The sequence below is a fragment of the Bacteroides sp. 11BF genome (genome assembly GCF_019633765.1).
GTDB lineage: Bacteria > Bacteroidota > Bacteroidia > Bacteroidales > Bacteroidaceae > Bacteroides > Bacteroides hominis.
Genome location: NZ_JAFKPJ010000014.1, coordinates 106,920 through 131,057, shown reverse-complemented (window position 1 = coordinate 131,057; position 24,138 = coordinate 106,920). Strand labels below are relative to the sequence as shown.

17 protein-coding genes are annotated in these 24,138 nt (G+C 42.9%); 8 read left to right on the top strand and 9 right to left on the bottom strand.

The window, feature by feature from the left end:
* Nucleotides 1–159: 159 nt before the first annotated feature.
* Together JZY04_RS15350 and JZY04_RS15345 are read left to right on the top strand one after the other, a co-directional pair.
* Nucleotides 160–909, top strand: a complete 750-nt coding sequence (locus tag JZY04_RS15350; protein WP_122143689.1) for a M15 family metallopeptidase — start codon at nt 160–162, stop codon at nt 907–909.
* A gap of 8 nt (nt 910–917) precedes the next feature.
* Nucleotides 918–2,117 (top strand): class I SAM-dependent methyltransferase, encoded by a 1,200-nt coding sequence (locus tag JZY04_RS15345; RefSeq protein ID WP_122143688.1) that lies wholly within the window; start codon nt 918–920, stop codon nt 2,115–2,117.
* A 45-nt stretch (nt 2,118–2,162) separates the two neighbouring features.
* On the opposite strand, the gene JZY04_RS15340 is transcribed toward JZY04_RS15345, so the two are convergent.
* Genes JZY04_RS15340 through JZY04_RS15320 form a run of 5 tightly spaced genes read right to left on the bottom strand, consistent with a single transcriptional unit; the run spans nt 2,163 to nt 10,636 of the window.
* Nucleotides 2,163–2,570 carry a DUF4945 domain-containing protein gene (locus tag JZY04_RS15340; protein WP_005782981.1) on the bottom strand — a complete coding sequence of 136 codons (408 nt, stop codon included), beginning with the start codon at nt 2,568–2,570 and terminating at the stop codon, nt 2,163–2,165.
* Between the two features lie 16 nt (nt 2,571–2,586).
* On the bottom strand, nt 2,587–4,332 hold the full coding sequence (locus JZY04_RS15335; RefSeq protein ID WP_022011746.1) for a RagB/SusD family nutrient uptake outer membrane protein: 1,746 nt from the start codon (nt 4,330–4,332) through the stop codon (nt 2,587–2,589).
* A gap of 11 nt (nt 4,333–4,343) precedes the next feature.
* Nucleotides 4,344–7,535, bottom strand: a complete 3,192-nt coding sequence (locus JZY04_RS15330; protein WP_122143687.1) for a TonB-dependent receptor — start codon at nt 7,533–7,535, stop codon at nt 4,344–4,346.
* Between the two features lie 51 nt (nt 7,536–7,586).
* The gene (locus JZY04_RS15325) at nt 7,587–9,239 is read right to left on the bottom strand and encodes a glycoside hydrolase family 172 protein (RefSeq protein ID WP_122143686.1); all 1,653 of its coding nucleotides are present in this window, start codon (nt 9,237–9,239) and stop codon (nt 7,587–7,589) included.
* Between the two features lie 23 nt (nt 9,240–9,262).
* Complete coding sequence (locus tag JZY04_RS15320) at nt 9,263–10,636, bottom strand: sugar porter family MFS transporter (RefSeq protein WP_122143685.1); 1,374 nt, start codon at nt 10,634–10,636, stop codon at nt 9,263–9,265.
* Nucleotides 10,637–11,189: 553 nt separating this feature from the next.
* Between JZY04_RS15320 and JZY04_RS15315 the strand changes: the two genes are divergently transcribed.
* From JZY04_RS15315 to JZY04_RS15300, 4 genes are all read left to right on the top strand, one after another.
* Nucleotides 11,190–12,791: a hypothetical protein gene (locus tag JZY04_RS15315; protein ID WP_122143193.1), complete on the top strand. Its 1,602-nt coding sequence runs from the start codon at nt 11,190–11,192 to the stop codon at nt 12,789–12,791.
* A gap of 620 nt (nt 12,792–13,411) precedes the next feature.
* Nucleotides 13,412–13,657 (top strand): helix-turn-helix transcriptional regulator, encoded by a 246-nt coding sequence (locus JZY04_RS15310; RefSeq protein ID WP_005782966.1) that lies wholly within the window; start codon nt 13,412–13,414, stop codon nt 13,655–13,657.
* 14 nt (nt 13,658–13,671) lie between these two features.
* Nucleotides 13,672–14,766, top strand: a complete 1,095-nt coding sequence (locus JZY04_RS15305; protein ID WP_005782965.1) for a site-specific DNA-methyltransferase — start codon at nt 13,672–13,674, stop codon at nt 14,764–14,766.
* A gap of 4 nt (nt 14,767–14,770) precedes the next feature.
* The gene (locus JZY04_RS15300) at nt 14,771–16,156 is read left to right on the top strand and encodes a site-specific DNA-methyltransferase (protein WP_250704994.1); all 1,386 of its coding nucleotides are present in this window, start codon (nt 14,771–14,773) and stop codon (nt 16,154–16,156) included.
* Between the two features lie 44 nt (nt 16,157–16,200).
* On the opposite strand, the gene JZY04_RS15295 is transcribed toward JZY04_RS15300, so the two are convergent.
* The 3 genes from JZY04_RS15295 to JZY04_RS15285 are packed head-to-tail and all read right to left on the bottom strand — an operon-like array spanning nt 16,201 to nt 17,664.
* On the bottom strand, nt 16,201–16,818 hold the full coding sequence (locus tag JZY04_RS15295; protein WP_122143194.1) for an MjaI family restriction endonuclease: 618 nt from the start codon (nt 16,816–16,818) through the stop codon (nt 16,201–16,203).
* Nucleotides 16,819–16,822: 4 nt separating this feature from the next.
* Complete coding sequence (locus JZY04_RS15290) at nt 16,823–17,413, bottom strand: MjaI family restriction endonuclease (RefSeq protein ID WP_032542149.1); 591 nt, start codon at nt 17,411–17,413, stop codon at nt 16,823–16,825.
* 32 nt (nt 17,414–17,445) lie between these two features.
* Nucleotides 17,446–17,664 (bottom strand): helix-turn-helix domain-containing protein, encoded by a 219-nt coding sequence (locus tag JZY04_RS15285; RefSeq protein WP_122143195.1) that lies wholly within the window; start codon nt 17,662–17,664, stop codon nt 17,446–17,448.
* Nucleotides 17,665–18,787: 1,123 nt separating this feature from the next.
* Here JZY04_RS15285 and JZY04_RS15280 point away from each other — a divergent pair.
* Together JZY04_RS15280 and JZY04_RS15275 are read left to right on the top strand one after the other, a co-directional pair.
* Complete coding sequence (locus JZY04_RS15280) at nt 18,788–20,389, top strand: fimbrillin family protein (RefSeq protein ID WP_122143196.1); 1,602 nt, start codon at nt 18,788–18,790, stop codon at nt 20,387–20,389.
* 27 nt (nt 20,390–20,416) lie between these two features.
* A complete protein-coding gene (locus JZY04_RS15275; protein WP_122145994.1) occupies nt 20,417–21,181 on the top strand; it encodes a DNA-binding domain-containing protein in 765 nt (254 codons plus the stop codon).
* A gap of 170 nt (nt 21,182–21,351) precedes the next feature.
* On the opposite strand, the gene JZY04_RS15270 is transcribed toward JZY04_RS15275, so the two are convergent.
* Nucleotides 21,352–24,108, bottom strand: a complete 2,757-nt coding sequence (locus JZY04_RS15270; protein ID WP_122143198.1) for a substrate-binding domain-containing protein — start codon at nt 24,106–24,108, stop codon at nt 21,352–21,354.
* Between the last annotated feature and the right edge of the window lie 30 nt (nt 24,109–24,138).

Sequence of the window (24,138 nt, the reverse complement as noted above, 5' to 3'; positions counted from 1 at the left end):
TTACTCAAAAAAGCTATCGGGAGAATCTAATTTATAATGCATTGTAAATCCGATGAGGTACATATAGGACAAGCCTTAAAAACGAAAAACTTCCTCACTTCTAAAATATGCGCATATGTTTTTATACTTTTGCATTTATAATTCAACTAAAAAAATCATATGCAGCCCGGATCTTTAGCAACTTTCATCCTATTACTGTTTATCACAACCTCTTGCCGGAATAAGGAAACGCAGTTCTATCCCGTACCTATGGACTCCATAAATCTTATAGCCCCAGAAAAGCCACAACCGATTGCAGCCAAAAGTCAAACAGCTCTTTATCTGGACTCAATCGGACTGGTAAATATCTCCGAACTCGACTCTACATTCATAATCAACCTGATGTATGCCACCCCGGATAATTTCACCGGTCAACTTCTTTATGGTGATTTGAAAGAGGCATATCTCCATCCGGACGCAGCTAAAGCCCTTTTGCAGGCACACCTGTTACTCAAAGCAGAGCATCCTGACTATCGCCTGATGATTTATGATGCAGCACGTCCGATGTCCGTTCAGAAAAAGATGTGGGATGTTGTAAAAGGAACCTCTAAATATTTCTATGTATCTAATCCGGCACGAGGAGGAGGACTGCATAATTATGGCCTGGCAGTAGACATCGGCATAGTAGACTCTCTCGGGCACCCACTTTCTATGGGAACCGAAGTTGATTATATGGGTGCAACATCGCATATTACAAACGAAGCAGAACTCGTGAAAAAGGGAAAAATGACGCAACAAGAACGCGAAAACCGAATTCTACTAAGAAGAATCATGAAAGGTGCAGGATTCCGTGCACTCCCCAGCGAATGGTGGCACTTTAACCTGTGCAGCCGAGACGAAGCAAAACAAAAGTATAAACTTATAAACTAAAATAAGATATGTACCTTTCTCCGGAAACAGTCCTGTTTATCCGGGAGCATCGCAATGACGATATACGCTCCCTCGCATTACAGGCAAAGAAATATCCCCAGGTTGACATGTCCTCTGCTATCGTCCAGATAGCCGGATGGCAAGCCGCCGCTTCAAAAATACCAAGTTGGCATGCTACGGAAAACCTTCTTTATCCACGTCATTTATCATTGGAGCAATGTTCATCGGAAATCACCGCACTCTACAAAGCCTCACTGGCGCAGGGAGAAACGCTGGTCGATCTTACGGGCGGATTCGGTATTGATTGTGCTTTTCTCGCAGCCCGGTTTAAAACAGTCACCTACATCGAACGCCAAAAAGAACTTTGCGAGATTGCCGCTCACAATTTTCCATTATTGGGATTAAAGCAGATCCGGATACAAAATGCCGACGGAGTAGAGTACTTGCAAACAATGTCGCCCACAGACTGTATCTTCCTGGACCCGGCACGCCGCAATGAACATGGCGGAAAAACAGTAGCCATATCCGACTGTGAACCTAATGCAGCCGCACTGGAGGAATTATTGCTCGAAAAAGGGCAACAGGTTATAATCAAACTTTCCCCAATGCTCGACCTTTCTCTGGCTATACGGGATATGAAGCATGTTTCTGAGGTCCACATTATCTCCGTCAACAACGAATGTAAGGAACTGTTGTTAATGTTACGGTCCGAAAAGACATCTCCGACGATCCTGCCTACCCTATCGCAACCTATCGTCTGCATCAACTTTGCAAACCGAAAAATACAGCGTTTCGTCTTTACGCGCGAAACAGAGCAGAGCACCGATTGCTCTTACACCCATAAAATAGGTACTTACTTGTATGAACCCAATGCCTCTATTCTCAAAGCCGGTGCTTTCCGCAGCATCGCTTCTGCGTTTCATTTAAGCAAGCTCCATCCCAACAGCCATCTCTACACCTCGGATGAGCGGATAGAAGAGTTTCCAGGCCGAATCTTCCGGGTGACCGGCTACTCAGGCCTCAACAAAAAAGAACTGAAGAATCTCTTAAATGAAGTGGATAAAGCCAACCTCACTGTCCGCAACTTCCCACAATCTGTGGCAGAACTACGAAAACGGCTAAAAATAGCTGACGGAGGTGATATCTATCTGTTTGCTACTACCCTGAACGATGAAAGAAAAATCATCATCCGATGTGAGAAAGCATAAAATGAAGAGAGGCAACGTCGTCCCGACGCTGCCTCTTTCTCTCAATCAATTTATAGAAACTGTTTGTCCCAACGAATAAATCTCGTCTGACTGCCCATAAGGCTTTTCTTTCAACATCCCCTGGACCTTAACCACAATCCTGTATTTCGATTCAGGTTCTTTCAGTGTATATTCCCACGAAGTAGGCTCACCTTCCAAAGAAATCTGATGCTCTAACACCGCCCCCTTGTAAACCTGAACATAAACGGATAAAGGACGTTCCACCTCTTCCGGAATCGCTGTAGGCAATTTCCATTCAATCAAAGCTTCATTATCAGGTGATAGTGACGATTTCAAATCGGTCACCGGGGGCAAAGAAACCCCATCCTTGAAATCAATGATATCGCGATCCTGACAACCTGTGACAGCAAGTATACAAAGCATCACAGAGAAAAAATATAGTATTCTTTTCATAATCGTCTGTTTTTTATTAGTAACCCGGATTCTGTATATAATTTCCTTTCGCCCAGTTCATCTGTTGCTGAGGAATAGGCTTATATTCATCTCTTCCTGCAACAAAGACAGCATTATTCATCCACGAGAAGCGAGTTTTTTCTTTCTTGAAATAAGCATTCATCGTAGGTTCCAGAATTCCCCATCTTTGCAGGTCGAAGAAACGTCTTCCCTCACATGCCATTTCAAGACGATTCTCAAACATCAGTGCTTTCCATGCATACTCTTTGGTCCATGCAGCCTCGTCAGTATATAAACTAACTTTATAATTCATATAAGGAGTACCGTCTGCCATCAATAGACGGATTCTACTGTTATTGGCACGTTCGCGTAGCTTATTGATGATAGGACGAGCTTCTTTATGGCGATCCAACTGAATCAGAATTTCAGCTTTCCACAATAAAACTTCAGCATAACGTATTTGTTTCACGTTCATTGAGTTGCGGTTTACAATGATACAATCGCAACCGGCAGGTACCAATTCCTTAACAGATTTCAGATAACCATAATCACCGGGGCTTCTGGAAGCCTTCTCTTCATACAACAAGTCCGGATTATATTTATAAGGATATCCCGGGATGGCTGCTGTATGACTCAGACGAGGATCGAAAGTATTTTCACTGAAATACTCTTTGAATCTTCCTTTCAGTTCCGCATCATTAAACGTATCGAACAAAGGCAAACCATCTTTATCAGTTCTGAAAGCATTTGCCATATTAAAACTCATCTTATGGAAGTCACAACATGGGAAATAAGGTTCCCAGGAAGGAGCATTCAATTCTGCACCATTGTTTGTATTTCCACCACTTGATGTTCCGTCGTTGATAGAATACTGGATTTCCCAAATTGCTTCTTTGGTAGCATTATCATATTCCGGCAAGAAGTTTTCGGCAAAGTCTTCACATAAACCTACATTTCCACCTTCCTGATCGGTGATCTGGTTAATATAAACCAGAGCGCGTTCCAGAATCGCCTTATCTACCTCAACCACCTGATGTCTTTCATCTTGCTTGTATGCCATGAACAACAACGCTTTGGCAGCCATAGCCCGTGCAGCATTCTTATTGATACGGCCTATCTCTTCCTGCTTTTCAGGCAACAGTCTGACAGCTTCTTCCAGATCGGCCACAATATGCTCCCACAAATATGTATCATCAGTACCATTAGGACGGTTCGAGATATTGGTCACATCTTCCACTGTTCTGCCATTCTCTTCATCTACCCAAGGAATATATCTCCACAGAGTCTTCATAAAGAAATAGGTAGCTCCACGCAAGAATTTCACTTCACCGGTACGTACGCCCTTCAACGGATAGTTTTCATCGGTAACTTTAGACAGGGCATAGAGTGCCAGATTGTATCTGGATATCGCTACATATCCCTTGAACCAAGGTCCGTCATTATTGCCTACATTAGCGGTCACAGAAGAGAAAACTTCCATATCGTGCCAGGCAGACTGGTCACTTACACCCGATCCGCCTTTGTAAGCATCATCCGACCGGATGGAACCATGCATCCACCATGCATGAGCTTCCGACCAGGGCAGATAAGGGATCAGCGAATAGCACGGAGTCACAAAATCATCAATATGTTCAGGCTTTCCTAATAATAAATCATCAGCCAGCACCCCTTTAGGGTTAATATTCAATTGGTCGGCACAGCTCGTCACCAACAAGGAAAGCAAAAGGGCAGATGACAGAAATAAACTATAAAAGGTTTTCATACTATTTCTATTTAAAAGGTTATATTAACTCCAACTGTAGCGGTAAATGGAATGACATAGCCAAAGTCACGAATTTCAGGATCGGGACCCGAGAAGCGGTTGCTATCCCACCATTTCTTGATGGTGAACACATTGTTAGCCGAAACATAAGCACGCAAACGGCTGATCATGGCTTTCTTCACCAGGCTTTCCGGGAAAGTGTATCCCAATTCCACAGTTCTCAGCTTCAGGTACGAACCATCTTTGAGGAAATACGTAGATGTACGCTTTTCATCATTGGTGTTACGAGTAGACAGAGCCGGAATGTTAGAATCCGGATTCTGGGGAGACCAGGCATTAAATACGCCTTTCAGGTGATTGGTATTATTCACATCCTGAATGTTCCAGAAGTCACTGTATTCAATCCATGAATCCCAAACATCTCCGCCATGCACACCCTGGAAGAAGAGAGCCAAATCTACATTCTTATATGAAGCCTGAAGGTTCAAACCATAAGTAAAGTCCGGATCGCTGACACCAATCCACGTACGGTCATAATCCTGAGTAATGCGTCCGTCGCCATCAAGGTCCTTGTAACGGATACGTCCCAAGCCTTTTCCAGCCTGTTGCGGTGAGTTGTCCACCTCTTCCTGAGTCTTGAAAATTCCGTCTGCCACATATCCGTAGACAGAGTTACGAGGACGTCCGATAATATCGTCCAACATACCGTTTCCACCATATACACTTCTCACGTTGTCAGGCAATTCGGTAATCTTATTCTTGAAGGTAGCAAGGTTTCCCGTAATGCTGTAACTAAATCCAGACGGAAGGTTATTCCGGTATGTCAACAAGATTTCAACTCCTCGGTTTTCCATGCTCGGACCATTCACATAAGTATCTCCACCCTCACCAAACGCACCGATATAAGGGGGTAAATAAAGCATATCGGTTGTTTTCTTATAAAAATAGTCGATAGTTCCGACCAGGCTCTGATTGAAGAAACCGAAATCGATACCGTAATTGGTCTGTGTTACCGTTTCCCATTTCAGTGTCGAATTACCGGTGAGGTATTTGCGGAAACCAGACTGTAAAGAACCGCTTTCCTGTCCGTTCATAGCATAAGAAGTTCCGTTATAATCGGCTACATAGCTGCTTTGCAGGTATCCACTCGGGATAGCCGAGTTACCGTTACGTCCCCAACTGAATCTCAATTTCAGATCCGAAAGAAAATCTACATTCTCAAGGAACGGTTCGTTCTTGATTCTCCATCCCAGCGAAAATGCAGGGAAAACTGCCCAACGGTTATCAGCACCGAACTTGGAAGAACCGTCATAACGTAACGTTGCCGATGCCAGATATTTAGAAGCATACGAATAGTTAAACTTACCAAAGTATGACAACAGAGCATAAGCATCACCCGAACCGGTAGCCTCTGTAATCTTGTCGCCGGTAGCCGAACTCAAAAAAGCATAGTCTCTGTCTTCCAGGGTCAAACCGTCTTTCCGTGCATAGAATGCTTCGCTTTCAGCTTTCGTGAATTCCATTCCGACTACAGCTCCTATCGAGTGTTTTCCGAATTGCCCGTTATAGTTGATCTGGTTGGTCCACTGGTATTCCAGGAAATGAGTCTGATTGTTGCGGACATAGTTGAACTTTTCATCACGGCCCGAACCGTCTGCTTCACCCCATTTTTTATCGACTGCCCGATAGTATGAACCGCGATAGTCTACACCGAACGATGTTCTCAGATTCAAACCTTTGATAATCATCAAATCGGCATACGTATTACCAATTACCTTCAGAAACTTATTGACATTGTCTTTCCCCAGGATAAGGTCTTTCACCGGATTACGATAATCGTCCATACCCACGTCGAGAGAGGCACCACCCCAGCCACCGGTTTCGGTATATACAGGAATGATAGGGGGTTCATTCGCTGCAAGCTGAGTATGATTGGCTTCGCGATAGTTCATGTAGTTCAACTCCAGATTCTCACCTACTTTCAGACGACCATTCAATAAATCGTATTCCGAATTCAAGCGGGCCGAATATTTCTTCCAGAAGGTTTCAATCTGAATACCTTCCGTATTTTCATAACCCAGGTTGAAGAAAGTACGTGATTTATCAGTACCACTCGATACTGAGATCTGATGATTCTGCGATACTCCGGTGCGAGATATTTCGTCGATCCAGTTAGTATCGGCCGAGCGCATAGTCTTGGCTGTATTCAGCCATTCCACCGGTTTCACGGAGTTAAGCACCGGATAACCGTTACCGTCATAACTCCAGTCGTAATCGAAGAAACGAACACTCTGTTTGATCTCACCCAGTTTGTCATCGTTGGCATACGCCTGCCAGATGGCACGTCCATATTCTTCAGTATTCAGTAAGTCGGGTTTATTAACCCACTTGGAAAACTGTACACGACCTTCGTAGCTGATTTTCGATTCACCCTTTTTACCCTTCTTTGTTTCGATAATGATCACACCACCGGCAGCTCTCGAACCATAAATACTGGCCGAAGCAGCATCCTTCAACACCTGAATAGATTCAATATTCGCCGGGTTGATGTCCCTCAAGTTGTAATCGCCTGCCAATCCGTCGAGTACGATCAGCGGGTTGGGTTGTGCATTCAATGACGTAAGTCCGCGAATCTGTATCGAAGCATTTCCACTGGGGCTACCATCGGCAGTAATAAATACACCCGGCAATTTTCCCTGCAAAGACTTCAGTGCGTTAGTCGAAGGATTCTGAGCCAAATCCGAGGTATTAGCAATGGCAACCGAACCGGTCAGATCGGCTTTGCGCTGCGTCATATATCCGGTCTGGATAACCACCTCACCCAACATCGTGGCATCATCGGCCATTACCACGTCGATCTTGCTTAATCCCTTCACAGCTTTCTCCTGTGTAGCCTTTCCAATAAATGAGAATACCAGAATATCTTTATCCGAATTCACATCAACCGAATACTCACCATTCAGATTCGTAATCGTACCTTTCGAAGTACCCTTTACCGACACGTTTACTCCGATCAGCGGGTCACCTGTTTCCTTTTCGGTCACCGTACCCGTAATGACTTTCACCTGGCTGATATCCAGATTGCCTGCGTATGCCATCATTGTCCCCGAGAACAAGACAACCACCCAGACCAAAAGCCTTCTCAACACTTCTTGCAGCCAGTCACTTCCGGAGGCCACAAGGTAAGGTCTTTCATGTTTCATATTCACCAATTAGATTTAATTAAAAATTTAAATAATACTATCATATGTTTTTCAGTTTGCCGAAGCTTCGACAGCAGGCAGCAGCTGCCGGCGGGCTTCTTCAATACCTGAAGTTCCAAATACCTGTGCCTCCGGATCACCATACCAGTAAATGGTAGTGGCATAATCAACCTCACCCCGTTTCCATCCCAGCATTTCAATATCGAACTTAAAGCTCTTATTGAAAGGGATGCCATCCAGATGGCGGGTGCGATAGAAAGCATTATAACCGTGAGAGCTTTCCAAATCGGCTCTCGGAGCTCCTCCGAATGGAGTATAGAAAGGCACTACCGGTGCCCAAGAGCTATTATAGTAGTCTTCCGTACCTGTGCCGAAATGTGAAGGGAAAGTATCATCGTCTACCCAAATCTTCTCGTCACCCTCGCCATACCACAACGGAGCATGATTGTACAGTGAAAGTAAATCACCTTTATAGACGCCCTTTCCTTTCAGTGTAGCGAAGTTCCATTCTACACACTGATCAGCCTCTTCGGGTTTATCATGGATGTAGATACCGTTCTCCTGCCTCCATGAAGCATAGAAATACAATGACCGGTCTTTATTCCACTTCAACGGAGCCACGTTTACCTCCAGTTCAGCATCAACCGGCTGGGAAGAAAGGTTCAGTACTTTCAAGACTCCCGCTTTGCGGTAAGACATCAACCAGCGACTGGAGATGTTCCCTTTCCCGTCGGACGTCAGATACCAACTATCTACTTTGGGAGCACCCATACCACCTCCGGAGAAATCACTCAAGGGCACCCATACGGTCTGCTTCCCATCGAATGTGGCACTGAACACCAATTCCCGCATCAATTGCGCATATTGCTCCGGATTATCAACACGGATATTGAACTTCACTTCATACACCGCATTTTCACCTGTCGGCAGCGGAATGGTCAGTGAATCGGAAGAAAGAAGGTTCTTATTCTCCCGGATCATTTCACCTTTACGTCCGGCCGTCGGATGAAGAAGACGATCGTCTACTTCAGCTATTTTCTGTGCTGCTCTCTCTACCACTTCTTTAGAGAAAGTCTCCACCTGTGTACCCTCCGGATATTTACGGAAGTTGATGTGGTAATATTTTGGAGTAGGATTCACTCCCGGCTCGTCTTCGAACGTCACTTTACATCCACGGGCATACGGGATAGGCAGGAACAGGGTATTTCCTCCCTTTCCTTCGGGCGTATAGCTGGTGTGTGCCTGCAACATTCCCTTTCCCAGTCCGGGCACATTGATCCGCATCAGGTCGTAAGCAGGAATGATCCAGCCCGGCTGGTCGGAACCATCGAAATAAAACCTCCATGTACCGCGTTTGTCAATAGTAGTAATCCAGATACGGGTGATAGCCCCCGGTCCGACTTCGTCGAACATTACTTTCTCGATACGGCCTGCTATCGTATCTACCCGCTTGATTCCAAACCCATCGCTGTTGGCAAACCAACCGGTAGAATCGGGTGATACCGATGCACGGTCATAACTACTTTCCTGACGACAAGTATAAGAGGGAACCGGATATAGCGCCTGTTCCTCCACCGATACCATTTCGTCCAACAGCGTTTCCAGTGTTACCGGCTTATCCGACACTTGGGAACCGCATCCCCACGAACAGAACAAGAGTCCTGCGCAAACGGACAACCATACATTTCTTTTACTTTGTTTCATACTTATATCCAATTTTGTGTTTATTATATTTTCGAGAAAGCATGTTCTTCTTTTGCGGTCTTTTCAGCTTCTTTATCCACTCCCAATTCTTTTTCTATTGCCTCCAGCGACTTTCCTTTAGTCTCGGGCACACAAAATAAAATGAATGCGAATGCAGCGATGCTGAAAACAGCAAAGATTCCGAATGCGACCGATCCGCCCAGGTTATTCAGTATCCAAGGAAAAAACTGAACGGTGAGGAACGTACATAACCAACTGACTCCGGTAGAGAGTGACATAGCCGTTCCACGGATACGGGAAGGATAGATTTCGGAAGTTACCACCCACATCAGCGGTGCCAGCGAAGCTGCAAAGAACCCGATGTAACACAGCACGGCTATCAATGCGCCGATGCCATTGGCAGCAGGTACAACAAAGGTGTAGACCAAATAAAGCAACGAAAGACTCATTCCCAAGCTTCCGGCGAGAAGCAGGATTTTGCGTCCCACTTTATCGACCAGCCATACAGCAATCAGGGTAAACAACAGATTCACCACGCCCACCAGGATGGATTGCACAAGAGCAATATCCCCGGCAACACCTGTCATCTCAAAAATAGAAGGAGCGTAATTAATAATGACGTTAATACCCGTAATTTGCTGTAAGGCGGCCAGTATAGAACCTATGAAAACCACTTTAGCCAAGTTACCCTTAAACAATTCTGTTACCTTTATCCTATCTCTACCTTCTTGTGTGTTTGTGTCGGACACGATCATCTCACCGGCTTTCAGGTTCAGTTTACTGGCCACCTGTCTGGCTTTGCCTGCTTTTCCGCGGGCCGAAAGCCATCGCGGACTCTCGGGCAATATAACCAACAGTAGCAGGTAGGCTACACTAAAGAAGAACGGGAATCCCAGCATCAGGCGCCAGTTCCGCTCGTAGTCCAGCAATATATAATCTACAATATAAGCAATCAGAATTCCTATCACAATGGCCAGTTGATTGTAAGAGACCAGTGTTCCCCTCAACCGGGCAGGAGAAATCTCGGATATATAGATAGGTGCTACGGCAGAAATCACGCCGATCCCCAGCCCACATACCAGACGAAAAACCAGCAGTGAAACCAGATTGACAGACAATGCGCAACCTAAAGAAGAAACAATAAAAAAGATAGCTGACGAGAACATCACTTTCTGCCTGCCATAACGGTCACTGAAACCTCCTCCCAGCAAAGCACCGCAAAGGCAACCTACGGTCAGAATACTTACCACCAATCCCAAAGCCATATCATCCAACATGAATTGTTCCTGTAAGAAAGGAACGGCTCCGGAAATACCTGCCATATTTAATCCCACAATCAATCCACCAAAGACGGTGATAAAGGTATATAGGAATAAAGGTTTGTTCTCTCTGTTCATTTTGATTTTAAATTTATAGTAGTTATACGATGTGTGATTGTTGATGCAAGGTTAGCCAGAATAGTACAGAAGCGATATAACGCAGGAAACAAATAATATAAGAATGGTAACATCCAGCAAAAATACTGCCAGACTATCAATCCGGTTACCCACTGATGTAACGAAAGGATAAAGCTAATAATGAAGCATTTGGAAAAAAATGATTCTTGTAATAAGTGGGTTGTGTTTTATCAAAAGGAAGGTAATGTTTCAAAAGACGTTCGTCTGATGCAACAAAGATAAGCCGCTTTTTTCATCTGTGCAAATCTTTTTGCATTACTTTAATTATCAGACATTTATCTCTTCTTTTTGTATTCAGTGCACAGAGTAAAGACCGTGTTTCAAAAAACGAACGTCTTTTGAAACACAAGAGCCGTTCTATCTGTCTAATTTACACAAACTTACCGCAAAATAAAAGCTGTATTCACAGCCTGCTATAGCCGGTCTGTCCATTTTTTAATGGGAAGGCCTTGCTGAGCATGATCTATTTTATTCACTTTTAAACATTTGAGTTATGAATACGAAGACAAAACTTCTGTATGTAGGCTTTCGTGTGTTAAGCACATGCTGTCTGTACGCGGCTTTTTTAATGATAACATCGTGTGGCGACAATGTTGTGAACCCCGACATCCCGGAACCGGACGGAGGGGATATGATCCCTATTACGGTCAGCCGGGTTGAGGATGACAGCTATATGGAAAGTCATGTTGATACTCCCGACACAACGGGAGGAAGAACGCTTGTAGACGAATGGGTACCGGTTAAGGAATCACCCGCCAGCAGGGCCATACCCGCTGCCGTACCTTACGAGGGTCCTTCAGTGGTCCGGATGACACTCCGCGAAGAGCCGCAAGTCACTACCCGTGCCGCTACATTGGGCAACGGCATTTATTTCCGGTTGATCGCTTTCCGTAAGGTGGGCAGCAATTACGTGTTCCAGTCGGCAGCGGATTTTACGACGAACGGGGCTTCCGCTCCCACACTCAGGCAAGGAAAGTTACTCACCAGAGCGGGAACTGTCCGTGTGATCGGATACTCGTTCAATAGTACGACAGCGATGGGAACGATCCCTTCATCCTATGCTTATAACGGTACTTCCGTCACTATCCCGGATATGAATAATGATTTTATGGTTTATGATTCGGGAGATATGGCAAATGTGAATACGCTCAGCCATAACCTGTCGGTTAGTTTCACGCAAAAACTCTGCAAGCTGACGGTTAAGCTCTCCTTGTCGCAGTTTGTAAGCAACACGTTTACCAACTGTACGGGCGTATATGTTTCTCAGGGCGGCAATGCGTCCGCCTGGACGATAGGTCCCTCTACAAATAATGTAAGTGCCAATACCGGAAATACGTCCACATTCAATATAGTCAATAATTCGACTGCCACTGTGCGGTTAGTTCCTTTTTCAGGTTCACGGGTGATCACGGTGCATATCGGTACGCTGACTCTTAGTAATTACTTCAATGCGAATAATCGGAATATCACCTCAAGTCAGAATGTGCAGTTGCTGCCGGGACGGAGTTATACCATTACACTGAAGTTTGAATTGGGAGTACAATTGCCGGCAAGTGACATTAACCTGACACAAAACGGATGTACGGCAAGTGATAAAAATAACTTGGCGAAGTTGAGATGGGCCACGGGAAATTCGAAGAGTACCGGAAATACGAATTACGTATGGACTACTGCAACAGATAGAGGTTATTATTATACGTTTTATAGTACCTATACCGGAAATACAAATACTAATAATACAGATCCTTGCTCTAAATTGAATACTGCATATTATGGTACAGGATGGCGTACTCCAAGTAGGAATACCTTAGCAATGCTATCTCGGTGTACAAACAAAGCATTGATTAATAAAGGCATGTGGTTTATGAATAGTAGTACAGGGCTTTTCTTACCTGCTGCAGGATATCGTAATGACAATAGGGGAGGCAGTGGCACTGAAGCCACAACAGGTCCTGATACTGAAGGATATTATCAAAGTAGAGACGATGCAGGTGGAACTGTTTCGTATTTTATGCTTTTAAGAAATGGAACGGCCGAAATTCAGGCTTACCAAAAGAAAGATGGTAAAACAGTACGTTGTGTAAAAGGAGATTAATAATGAATATTCTTTAAATTAACCTACTTAAGCAAACTTGATTCAAAGGTTAGCATGAGGACAATGTTATATCACATGCAATTATAAAATGCATAATCGAAAGATTACAAAAATACTGATAACTTGGCACTTCCATACATATTGGACGAAATGAAAAACAAGATACTGTCTTATGCACAGAACGCTTTCTGTACATAAGACAGTATCTGACATTGAATGTATTTACAACTAATTTTTATCAATTGTAGAAAAAAAATAAGCAATAGAATAATAACGAAGAGGATTCCGGATACAATCAAAAAGGTGAAGATTTGATATTTTCACCTTTAGTAAACAGAAAAAACGAATGATTAACGATAATTTGGTGTGAACAACTTGTATCTTGAATTTCAGTGATACATCATTCAAGGGATCTTACAATATCAAAATATAGTGGTTTAAAAATTACGTATAGCACCAATAACATTAGTTTTGCCTTAAGATCAATGTGAAATTGACATAACAACGTTATTTAATGATAAACATCAGATAATTCTTGTAATAATCATAGAATAATTTCTGAAATAGAAATTATTCTCAAGTATCTTTATTATTTTTATACCGAAAATAATAAAGATACAATGGCAGAAAAAAAACTTAATCGCCTAAAGGTTATTCTTGCGGAGAAAAATCTTTCCAACAAGTGGTTATCAGAGCAACTTGGTGTTGGGCAGGCAACAATATCTAAATGGGTAACGAATTCTTCTCAGCCCAATTTAGAAATGCTTCTCAGGATGTCTGAATGTCTTCAGGTATCACTCGAAGAATTAGTTCGCTTTGATGCATTGCCTAAAATTGAGAAAAAGAAAATTACATATAAAACGTGATAATATACAATAAGATGATAACAGTACATTCAATATACATTGATGCTTCGCAGCATATGACTTCAACTGAGGATAATACCATAGATTTGGTTGTAACATCTCCACCATATCCAATGATTGAGATGTGGGATGAGATTATGGCTAAGCAGAATCCTGAGATTACCGATAACCTTGAGAGTAATCCTGAGATGGCATTTGAATTGATGCATCGGGAGTTAGATAAGGTTTGGAAAGAGTGTTTTCGTGTATTGAAAGTTGGTGGTTTTCTGTGTGTTAATATAGGAGATGCCACGCGTACAATCAATGATAATTTCACACTTTACAACAACCATAGTCGTATATCAAAAGCTTGTATTGAGATAGGATTTGTTGGTTTGCCTAATATCATTTGGCGCAAGCAGACAAATGTTCCTAACAAGTTTATGGGTAGCGGTATGCTACCTTGTGGTGCATATGTAACTCTTGAGCACGAATGGATTCTTATTTTCCGTAAAGGTAGTAAGCGTGAATACAAGAAGGCTGATGCAAAGCTGAACAGAATGAAGAGTTCTTTTTTCTGGGAGGAACGTAATGTGTGGTTCTCTGACGTGTGGGAGATCAAGGGCACAAAGCAAAAGATTCAGAAAAAGACATCTCGTGAGCGAAGTGCTGCATATCCATTCGAGGTCCCTTATCGACTGATTAACATGTTTTCACAAAAGGGTGACACAGTAATGGATCCTTTCTTGGGGACAGGTACAACCACACAAGCTGCTATGTTATTGGGACGAAATAGTTGTGGTTATGAAATCGATCCAAATTTTGAGACAATCATCCGAGAGAGTATTGATTCCTTGAAGTTAGACTCATGTAATAATTTAATCAAGCAACGCTTTGACGCACATAAAGAGTTTATCGTAAGTAGGCGAGCATCTGGTAGGGACATCAAACATTATAACAACAAATTAAATTGCGAGGTAATGACCAATCAGGAGAAAGAAATTGAACTGAACTACCTTGAAAGCATTCTGTTGGATCAAGAAACCGGTAAGTATGTTGTTACATATGAAGACCACTCAGATTTGAATGAACTCCCATTTAAAGACACGTTCTTCAAAGTAGCAAGATAACACGATGAGTACAACGCATTTATTTATAAACGGCGATAGTCGTAAGATGTCACTGGTTTCAAATGAGTCGGTTCAACTTATTGTAACTTCTCCACCTTATTGGCAATTGAAAGATTATGGTTCTGATAAACAGATTGGTTTTAACGACTCATATGAGGAGTACATCAACAACTTAAACCTCGTTTGGAATGAATGTTTTCGTGTGTTAGAACCAGGATGCCGTCTATGTATCAACATCGGCGATCAGTTTGCACGTTCTGTCTATTATAGCAGATATAAGGTAATTCCTATTCACTCGGAAATTATCAGATTCTGCGAAGAAGTAGGATTTGACTATATGGGGAGTATCGTATGGCAGAAACCAACGTCAATGCACACTACTGGAGGTGAAAAGATTATGGGTAGCTTCCCTTATCCTCGTGGGGGTATTGTTAAAATAGATTTTGAGCACATCCTTCTTTTCAAGAAAATTGGTAAAGCCACTCCTATATCAAGAGAAAAAAAAGAAGCATCTAAATTTACAATAGAAGAATGGAATGAATACTTCTCTTCGCATTGGACTTTTGGAGGTGCAAGACAGGATAAGCATATTGCCGTTTTTCCAGAGGAATTACCCAAACGCCTTATCAGAATGTTTTCGTTTGTTGGCGATACAGTTCTTGATCCTTTTATGGGTAGTGGCACAACAGCATTGGTTGCAAGAAATCTCAACAGGAATTCCATAGGCTATGAGATTAACAAAAACTTCCTGCAATTCTATAAGGAGAAGGTTGTGCTGTCGAACGGCAATGGCGACACTGTATTCGATGCCAAAGAAGATCATAGTACTATCGACCTTCAATGTGCATTGGACAATCTTCCATATAGATTTGTGGACGTTCATAAGTTAGACAAGTTGATCGATGTTAAGCAGAATATCTATGGTAATAAATTTGAAATAGATAAATCTGTGTTGACAAACGAGAACGATTTGTTTGTCCCAAATGCAGACAAGGAAGTTAAGGATGTCGAAGGACCTATGGTGATGGTTAATCATGCACGCAGGGAACTTCGTCAACTCATGATCGAAAAAGGAATCTGCTATCTGCGTGCAGGTAACACAAAAGGCTCTGTGTTAGTTCAGGCTGGATTCGAACGTTTGCAATATGTATTGCTGCATACAGCTGGTTACGAACCTCAGTTATTCAAATTGAAGACAAAGGGTATGTTCCAAATCTGGACAAAAGAGACGCTTATTGAAAATGGCTTCAGTCCTCAAAGCTCACCCTATTATGTGGTACTCCATTTTGATAATCAACATCCATTACTGATGAACAAAGTACCTGAACTTAAGGAAAACAAGAATACATATAGAGCTAAAATTAAGAAACTAAGTGAATTTGTGGAGTAAAAGGAAAGGATAGGCTCAATCACCTATCCTTTTCGCTTTATATTTTATTGAAAATCTTCTGGATTGTAGTCAAATATTATAGTCTTATTGCTTTTTTGGTATGATATTACAACACATTGCATTTCTTCGTTATGAAGTCTTCCCGTTCTATCATATGTATCTGACTTAATTTGGACTGGATGATTATTTATGTAGCCATCAATACCTTGTCGTTCTTCCTCGGGTGAAGCTAACCGATAGTTTTGAGTGTTTATCTCTTCTGCTATTTTCTTAACGATGGCATTTTGGACCATTAATCCATCATAGGTTTTCGAAAACACAAAATCCTCTTCCCACTTTTGAATATCTTCTTTAGTTACAGTATTGAGACTTTGTACCATCTTTTGGAACATATCCCATGTTGCATCAGTAGCCTTTTGTATGCCCTCTGGATATTTATTTTTATGCCAGTTTATCCAATCTTGGTTTGTATATCCTATAAGAGTCTCATCATCTCTGAAAGTTTTTATATCTTCAGATACCTGTCCAACGTTTGCCGGTCTGGTTGCCTTTGAATAACCATTTGCAAGGTTAATAACTTGAGAAGAGTATTTTGGAAGCTGTATTTTCTGAGTACCATTAGCAGAAGACACATCATTAAATTTTATCTTTGACTTTGCCATTTTATTAAAAGTCAGTTGGGTTATACTCAATACTTATGCCATCCTTCTTCTTGTCGTAGTACACTATTGGTGCATTGATGGTTTCAGAAAGGCGTGCTTCTAATTTATATGTAGCAGACTTAATCTGAAGTGGCTTGTCACCAATAAAGCCATCAATACCTTGAGCTTCTTCTTCAGGATCAGCCTCTCTCCAAGACTTGTCTAACTGATTGGCTATCGCTGAAATAATAGCTGTCTGGAATTTCAAACCACAGAAGGTTTTACCATAGACAAGATCTTTCACCCAATTCTCGACCATCTCTTTGGTGATAGCATTGAAAGCACCCTTCATGGTCTCATACATGGCCCAGATCTTTTCAGTAGCATCATTAATTGCATCAGGGTATCTCTCCGTGTACCACTCAATCCACTCGTCAATGGTCCTACCATCAAACTCTTTAACCAGTTCTGACATCTGACCAACTACCTTAGGGCGAGTACCGCCAGCGTTACTATTTACCAAGTTAATAACCTGAGTCACATACTTTGGAAATTGATATTGAGGAGCATTTGACAACTCCGTAACCTCATCATTTGAAATCTTGAATTTCTTCATAAGATAATTGAGATAATAGCGATTTATAATTATTAAAATAACTCTGTTACATGAACACCCAAACCGTTTGCTATTTTGTGGATGCACACAAGTGAAGGGTTACGTTCGAGTCTTTCCACCATACCTATATAGGTGCGGTGAAGCCCGGCCCTTTCCGCGAGCTTTTCTTGTGAGATGCCTTGCGCTTCTCTAAGTGTTCTGACTCTTTGAGCAAACTGCTTCAAATAATTGCTATCTTCGATGTTTTGCATACAAATGTATAATAGTCTTTTGTGTATAATATAAAAGGATGTCAACATACAACTGTATGTATGTTACCGTAAACTCACTATATTATATTAGATATTTATCTTTTATTAATACAAAATAAGCAGATAATGAATTGTTTAAGCCACAAACCGACTAATCTTAAAAAAACAATCCTAAGTTCAGTCGGTTTCTTTATTAAGTGCATTTGCTTGCATATGACAAGCACAATCTCCATAAAAATTATTGTCCACGCTGTGAAAGACAAACTAAGCATCCAAGCCTTCGATATCATTGATCTCGTTAAACCGATACCTCTGCTTTACGAACAGTTGTTTCACTTGGACCTCGTATACTTTATAGTTTCATCGTTTTATTTTATTTTCACTCCACGGCAAATCCGATTGCGAGCCACCTCCACCAATACTCACATGAACTTGTGCCAAACCACTGCTGGACAATATAAGAGCAGCACCAAGTAGTTGGGCTTGCGCTTCACTGACTTGTTCCTACAATTCAAAGACAGTATTGACAAATGCCTCATCTGTCAACTCACCACGTAAATGTTGTTAGGCGATAGAATAGGATATCCTGATTTTCGTAGCCTCAAAAAGTTCATCCCCGACTTTCGTCCAGATATGGAGGGAAGAATTGTGGTAGTTCGGCACGAAGATTCGGATTAGTTTGTAGACAAGTAAACAAGAAAGTTTAATAAGAAAACTATCTATACAAACAGTAGCCTTTTTATTAAACCTTCTTATTTGTCATGCTTAAACGGAAATTAGGTCTATAAGATGCAAAGTTTACTTTTGGAACGGTGTTTCAAAAGACGTACGTCTGATGCAACAAAGATAAGGCGCTTTTTTCATCTGTGCAAATCTTTCTGCATCGTTTTAATTATCAGTTATTTATCTATTTCTCTTATATTTAATGCAGAGAGTAAAAATAATGTTTTAAAAGACGTACGTCTTTTGAAACGCCACCGTGTATTCAAGAGCGTTATATCTGATTGTAATACACAAACTTACGCATAATAAAAGTTGTATCAGACAGTCTTACGGACTTATACGAGATGTATAGGTTCGCAATGAGTCTTTGATATAATTATTCACTTTAATATCATAGTATATGAATAGAACTTTTATTATGCGAGAGTGTCTCGGTAAAGCCTTATGGCTGTTTTTGTGCCTTTCGGTGGCAGGATGTGCTGAAGATGACGGGATGCCCCATTTATCTCCTGACAGCGGGGATACTACCGACGAGTTAATCCCCATCGATGTCTGTCTGACAGGTGACAATAACTATCACTCTTCTTCTTTTAACAACGCTTCAACCCGTAACCATCCTCCCTTGATCGCCGAATGGGTGGGGGTAAAAGCTTTCTCACCTACACGCACAGGAGAGCAACCGGACTATGACGGTCCCCGGATAGCCTCGATGGAACTGGCGGAAGATACCCTGCCCCATGTAAATACCCGTGCAACCGTACCTGCAGGAGTTTATTTCCGGCTGATTGTTTTCTGGAAGTCCGGAAATAGCTATGTCTTCCAGTCGGCCGCCGATTACACCTCAAATGGTACGGGCACTCCTGTACTCAAACAAGGGAAATTGCTGACACGCTCGGGAACGATACGTGTAGTGGGTTACTCCTTTAATACCGCTACAGCTGCCGATCTGGGAACTATGCCTTCCACGTATGCCTACAACAGCAGCACAGTATCTATCCCTAATATGAGCAAAGACTTCATGACCTTCGATTCTGGAGATATAACGAATGTAAATAGCCTCAGCCACAACCTTCCGGTGAGTTTCAGTCAGAAGTTGTGCAAACTGACAATTACCATTAGTCCCACCGGATACCCGAGCAATACGATCAGTAATTGCACGGGTGTATACGTAAAACAAGGAGGAAACTCCACATCATGGACAATCGGTCCCTCGACCAATGTGGTAGCCGCCAATACGAATAATACGACCGCATTCAATCCGAACACGACCTTGAGTACAACCATACGCATGGTTCCATTTGCAGGGGCCAGAACGATTACAGTGCATTTCAATACGCTGACGGTAGGCGGACGGATTGTGAACAACAACACTGAAATTACCTCCACCCAAAGCGTACAACTGAAAGAGGGAAGGAGCTATACACTAAAAATACAGTTTAAGAAAGGTCCCGGCATCAATGTGTTGGAGAGTGATATAAATCTTACAGGTAACGGGTGTACGGCTCAGGATAAAAAAGACCTGGCCAAATTAATATGGGCGGACGGCAATCTGAAAAGTACAGGAGCGAGTAATAATTATGTGTGGGGAACAAATACAGAATATGGATACTATTATCAATGGCATAAAGATTATGGTGGAAACAATATAGATCCATGTACGAGACTTAACCCTACGACATATGGTTCGGGGTGGCGACTGCCAACAAAAAACGAATGGATAAAATTTGCAAGATGCTGTAATGTAAACTCCAAAGTAACTATTGGAGGTGCAAATGGGGTGTGGTTCTTGAACTCAACAAAGGGAGTATTTATGCAATTGGCTGGTTGGCGTGACTCTGGTGCAGGAACATCCGCAACAACCTGGCCCGGTACTTTTGGCGATTATCTATGTGAAACAGCAGGCTGGGTGTTAGATGTTGACCCGGGCCATATTCGTGTGCATGATGGAGCCAGCACTTCTTCTGGAAACTCTGTCCGTTGCGTAAAAGGTACCAAACAGTAATGTATTCACTTTTAAAATAGATAAATCATGAAAACCGAACTCAAAGGCTGGCTTGCGGACAATACCGTGACCACCGACAACAAAAAAGACAAAATCCTGGTATTGGAAAGCGCCGGAAACCTGACGCTATCCGATGTACTGGATGAAATGAAAAAAGAAGATACCGGCTTGCGGGCAGAGACTTTAAAGCATGCCGTCGATCTCTTTCAGCGCACAGTATCAGAATTGGTACTGAACGGATATTCTGTCAATACGGGGCTTTTTCGTGCTGTCCCACAATTTCGCGGGGTAATAGACGGTGGAGTATGGAATCCCGAGAGAAATTCTATCTATGTTTCCTTCAATCAGGATAAGGATTTACGTGAAGCCATCGCACGGACCAATGTGAAAATTCTGGGAGCCAAAGGTGACCCGGTCTACTTCATCGGCGGTGAGGACGCTGCCACCCGTGCTACGGATGGTAGTGCAACTGCCGGACGTAACTATCGCCTACAGGGCAAGAATATCAAAGTAGCGGGCACAGACTCTGCTGTAGGTATTGTATTGATTGACGGGAAAGGCATCGAAACGAAGTTACCGATGGATATGATTGCCATAAACAACCCCTCGGAAGTATTGGTGCTACTTCCTGCCGACATGAAAGACGGAACCTATGAGCTGCGACTGACTACACAATACTGCCACAGTTCGCAGACAATGCTAAAAACACCGAGAACTGTCAGTCGATTTATCAATATCGGCGCATCTCAAGGAGATGGCGATGGTGATATTGTAGATGACCCAACGGCCTAATAGTAAACATACCGGAACATAGCATATTGTTCCGCATTGAGTTTTCTCAATGCGGGACAATTTTGTATAATGTGTATACAGCATTATCTACGTCTCGTATACTACTCTATATACGTACTGTATACAGAGTTGCATACGGTGCGTAGACAGAACGGATCTGTTTCCCATATTCAGTTAGCCACCATTGCCTCTGTCGGAGTGACCCCATAAAGTGTACGGAAACATTTAGTGAAATAGGCGGGCGAAGTAAAACCGGTCATATAAGCTATCTCACTGATATTGTACTGCCGGGCTTTAAGCAAAAGCATTGCTTTATTGAGCCGGTAATTCCTCAGGTAATCAGTGGGTGAAACCCCGAACAGAGTTTTCATCTTCCGGTAAAGGTGCACCCTCGACAATCCCAAATGTTCACTCAGGTCTTCGATGCTGAAATCGGAGTTTTCATATTGCGTGTCGACAATGCTCAGCAGCTTGTCCCTGAACAACTCGTCTACCTTCATCAGTTTGCATACCTCCACATTGTCCATCGTACCGGCCCGGAGATTCTTCATATAGGCTTCCTTCATCTTTTGCCGTTCCGAAATCATGTTGATGATACGTATTTTCAGGAAGTCGATGTTGAAAGGTTTGGGAATATACTCGTCCGCCCCTTCGGCAATGCCGTAAATGCGCTGGCTGTCTTCGGACAAAGCAGTCAGAAGTATGATAGGGATATGGCTGAAAGCAAGATCGTTCTTCACCCGGTTGACCAACTGGAAACCATTCATACCGGGCATCAGCACATCACTCAGAATCAGGTGGAAAGCGACATCCTTCCCCAACAGGTCCAACGCTTCATTGCCATTACCGGCCACTTCGACCCGGAAATTGTCGGACAGCTCCTTCCGCAGGCTGTATCGCACATCGGGGTCGTCTTCCACCACCAGAATATGATAATCGTAGGTCGTGGACAGCATTTCATTCACTATCGTCGTATCCATTTCCATGTCATGATAACTCAGATTGAAACGGTCGGTCTCTTCCAGTATATATTCGTGGGTATAGTGAGCCATATCTTTGTAAAGCCGGACGCTGAACAAGGTATATTCTCCGGGCTGGCTCTCTACACGAATTTCACCGTCATGCAAATCGACGTATTCTTTCGAAAGATTAAGTCCGATGCCGAAACCTGCCGTACCGAATGTCTTATTACCGGTATAAAACCGCTCGAAGAGATGTTCCATGCTCTCTTTTGAAATCCCCCGCCCGTGATCCTCCACTTCCACCAGAACAGTTTCTGCCTCACCGATAACCCTGACGGAAATATCTCCGCCGCCATCCGAATATTTAAAAGCATTCGAAATGATATTCACCAATACCTGCTCTATCTTATTGACATCGATATGGATATTCAGCTCGTCGATGTTGGTGCAGAACTGATAATGGATCTGCTTCTCCTGAGCAATACCGGTAAAGTAATCGAAGACCTCTCTGACCATTCCTATCAGATCTACCTGACGCAGAATCAGTTTCATCTTGTCGTTGTCAATCCTGCGAAAATCAAGTATCTGGTTGACAATCCGGTAGAGCCGGTCTACGTTCCGCTTCATCAAAGCCACATCTTCCTGAATAGAAGGATCGAGCCTGGAGTTTTTAATCAGTTTGTTTACCGGCCCCAGTATTAACGTAAGGGGAGTACGGATTTCGTGGGAGATATTGGTAAAGAACTGCAGTTTCTGGTTCGAGATGTTTTCTATCTGGTTATTCTTGACCGCCAGTTCCTCCTTCTGCGCCTCTACAAGCTGGTTTTTATCATACAGTTCTTTGTTTTTGTTCTTGATACGAAGATTCATGTACATGACATATCCCAACAGAGGGATAATGAGTAACATCAACGCCAGGATCAATATGGTAGAGTTACGCAGGAACTTGAAACGAGACAGCAGATTGTCTTCTTCCTGCTTCTGGCGGTTGATCCGCTTCTGGTAATGATTCAGTTGTTCGGACTGTGCCAGAATAGTTTTTGCGTTTCCCCGGTTAATGATAGCGGTATTCAATACGTAGTTTTTCTTCACCTTCTCCCCATTGATAATGGCCATGGCCACCTGAATGGAGATAGCTCCTCCGGTAGGATACTGAAAAGAGGCTTCCAATTTCTCGTCGGCTACAGCCTGCAACCCGGCTCCATCACCATATACTCCGTCGATACCTATAAACCGGATACGTCTGCCGGACACAGAGTCACGCTTCATAATGACATCACGTGCAGCAAGAGCCATCACATCATTATGGGCATACACCAAGTCGATATCTGTAAAAGCAGGCAGCTTGCTGACAGCATCGTAAGCACTGTTATAGTGCCACTTACCAAAAACCTGGGTCACCCGGAAGTTTTTGTCGCTGCGGAGATGGTCAATAAACCCGTCATGGCGTTCCATGGCGGGCGAAGAACCTTCCAGTCCCCATATTTCAAGTATTTGGGAATTGGGAGAAAGTTGTCCGTTGATATATTCGCCGATGGCAGAACCGATGTTGTAATTATTGGCGCCGATAGAAACCGTATACTCATCCGACTGTATCTTACGGTCGTGGATAATGGTAGGAATACCTTTCCGGTAGGCTTCCACTGCCACGTCGGTAATGGGAACAGCTTCGTTGGGTGAAATGATAAGTACATCCACATTCTGCGAGATCAGTTTACGGATCTGGGCTACCTGCCGACTGCTGTTATCCATTGCATTATATACTACCAACTCCACGTTGCGGTAATTGGAGGCTTCAATCTGCATTTCGAGCAATACGGCTTCGCGCCAGGAATCGGAAGTGCACTGAGAAAAACCGATAACATATTTTCTGTCCGCCTCTTCCTTCCGTTGGCAAGAAGACAGGAATACGAACAGGCCTGCAAAAAGCAAAATGCCGAACCGAAATAGATTTGTGTTTTTCATGCTGTGTTCTCCTTAGTAATACGTATATAA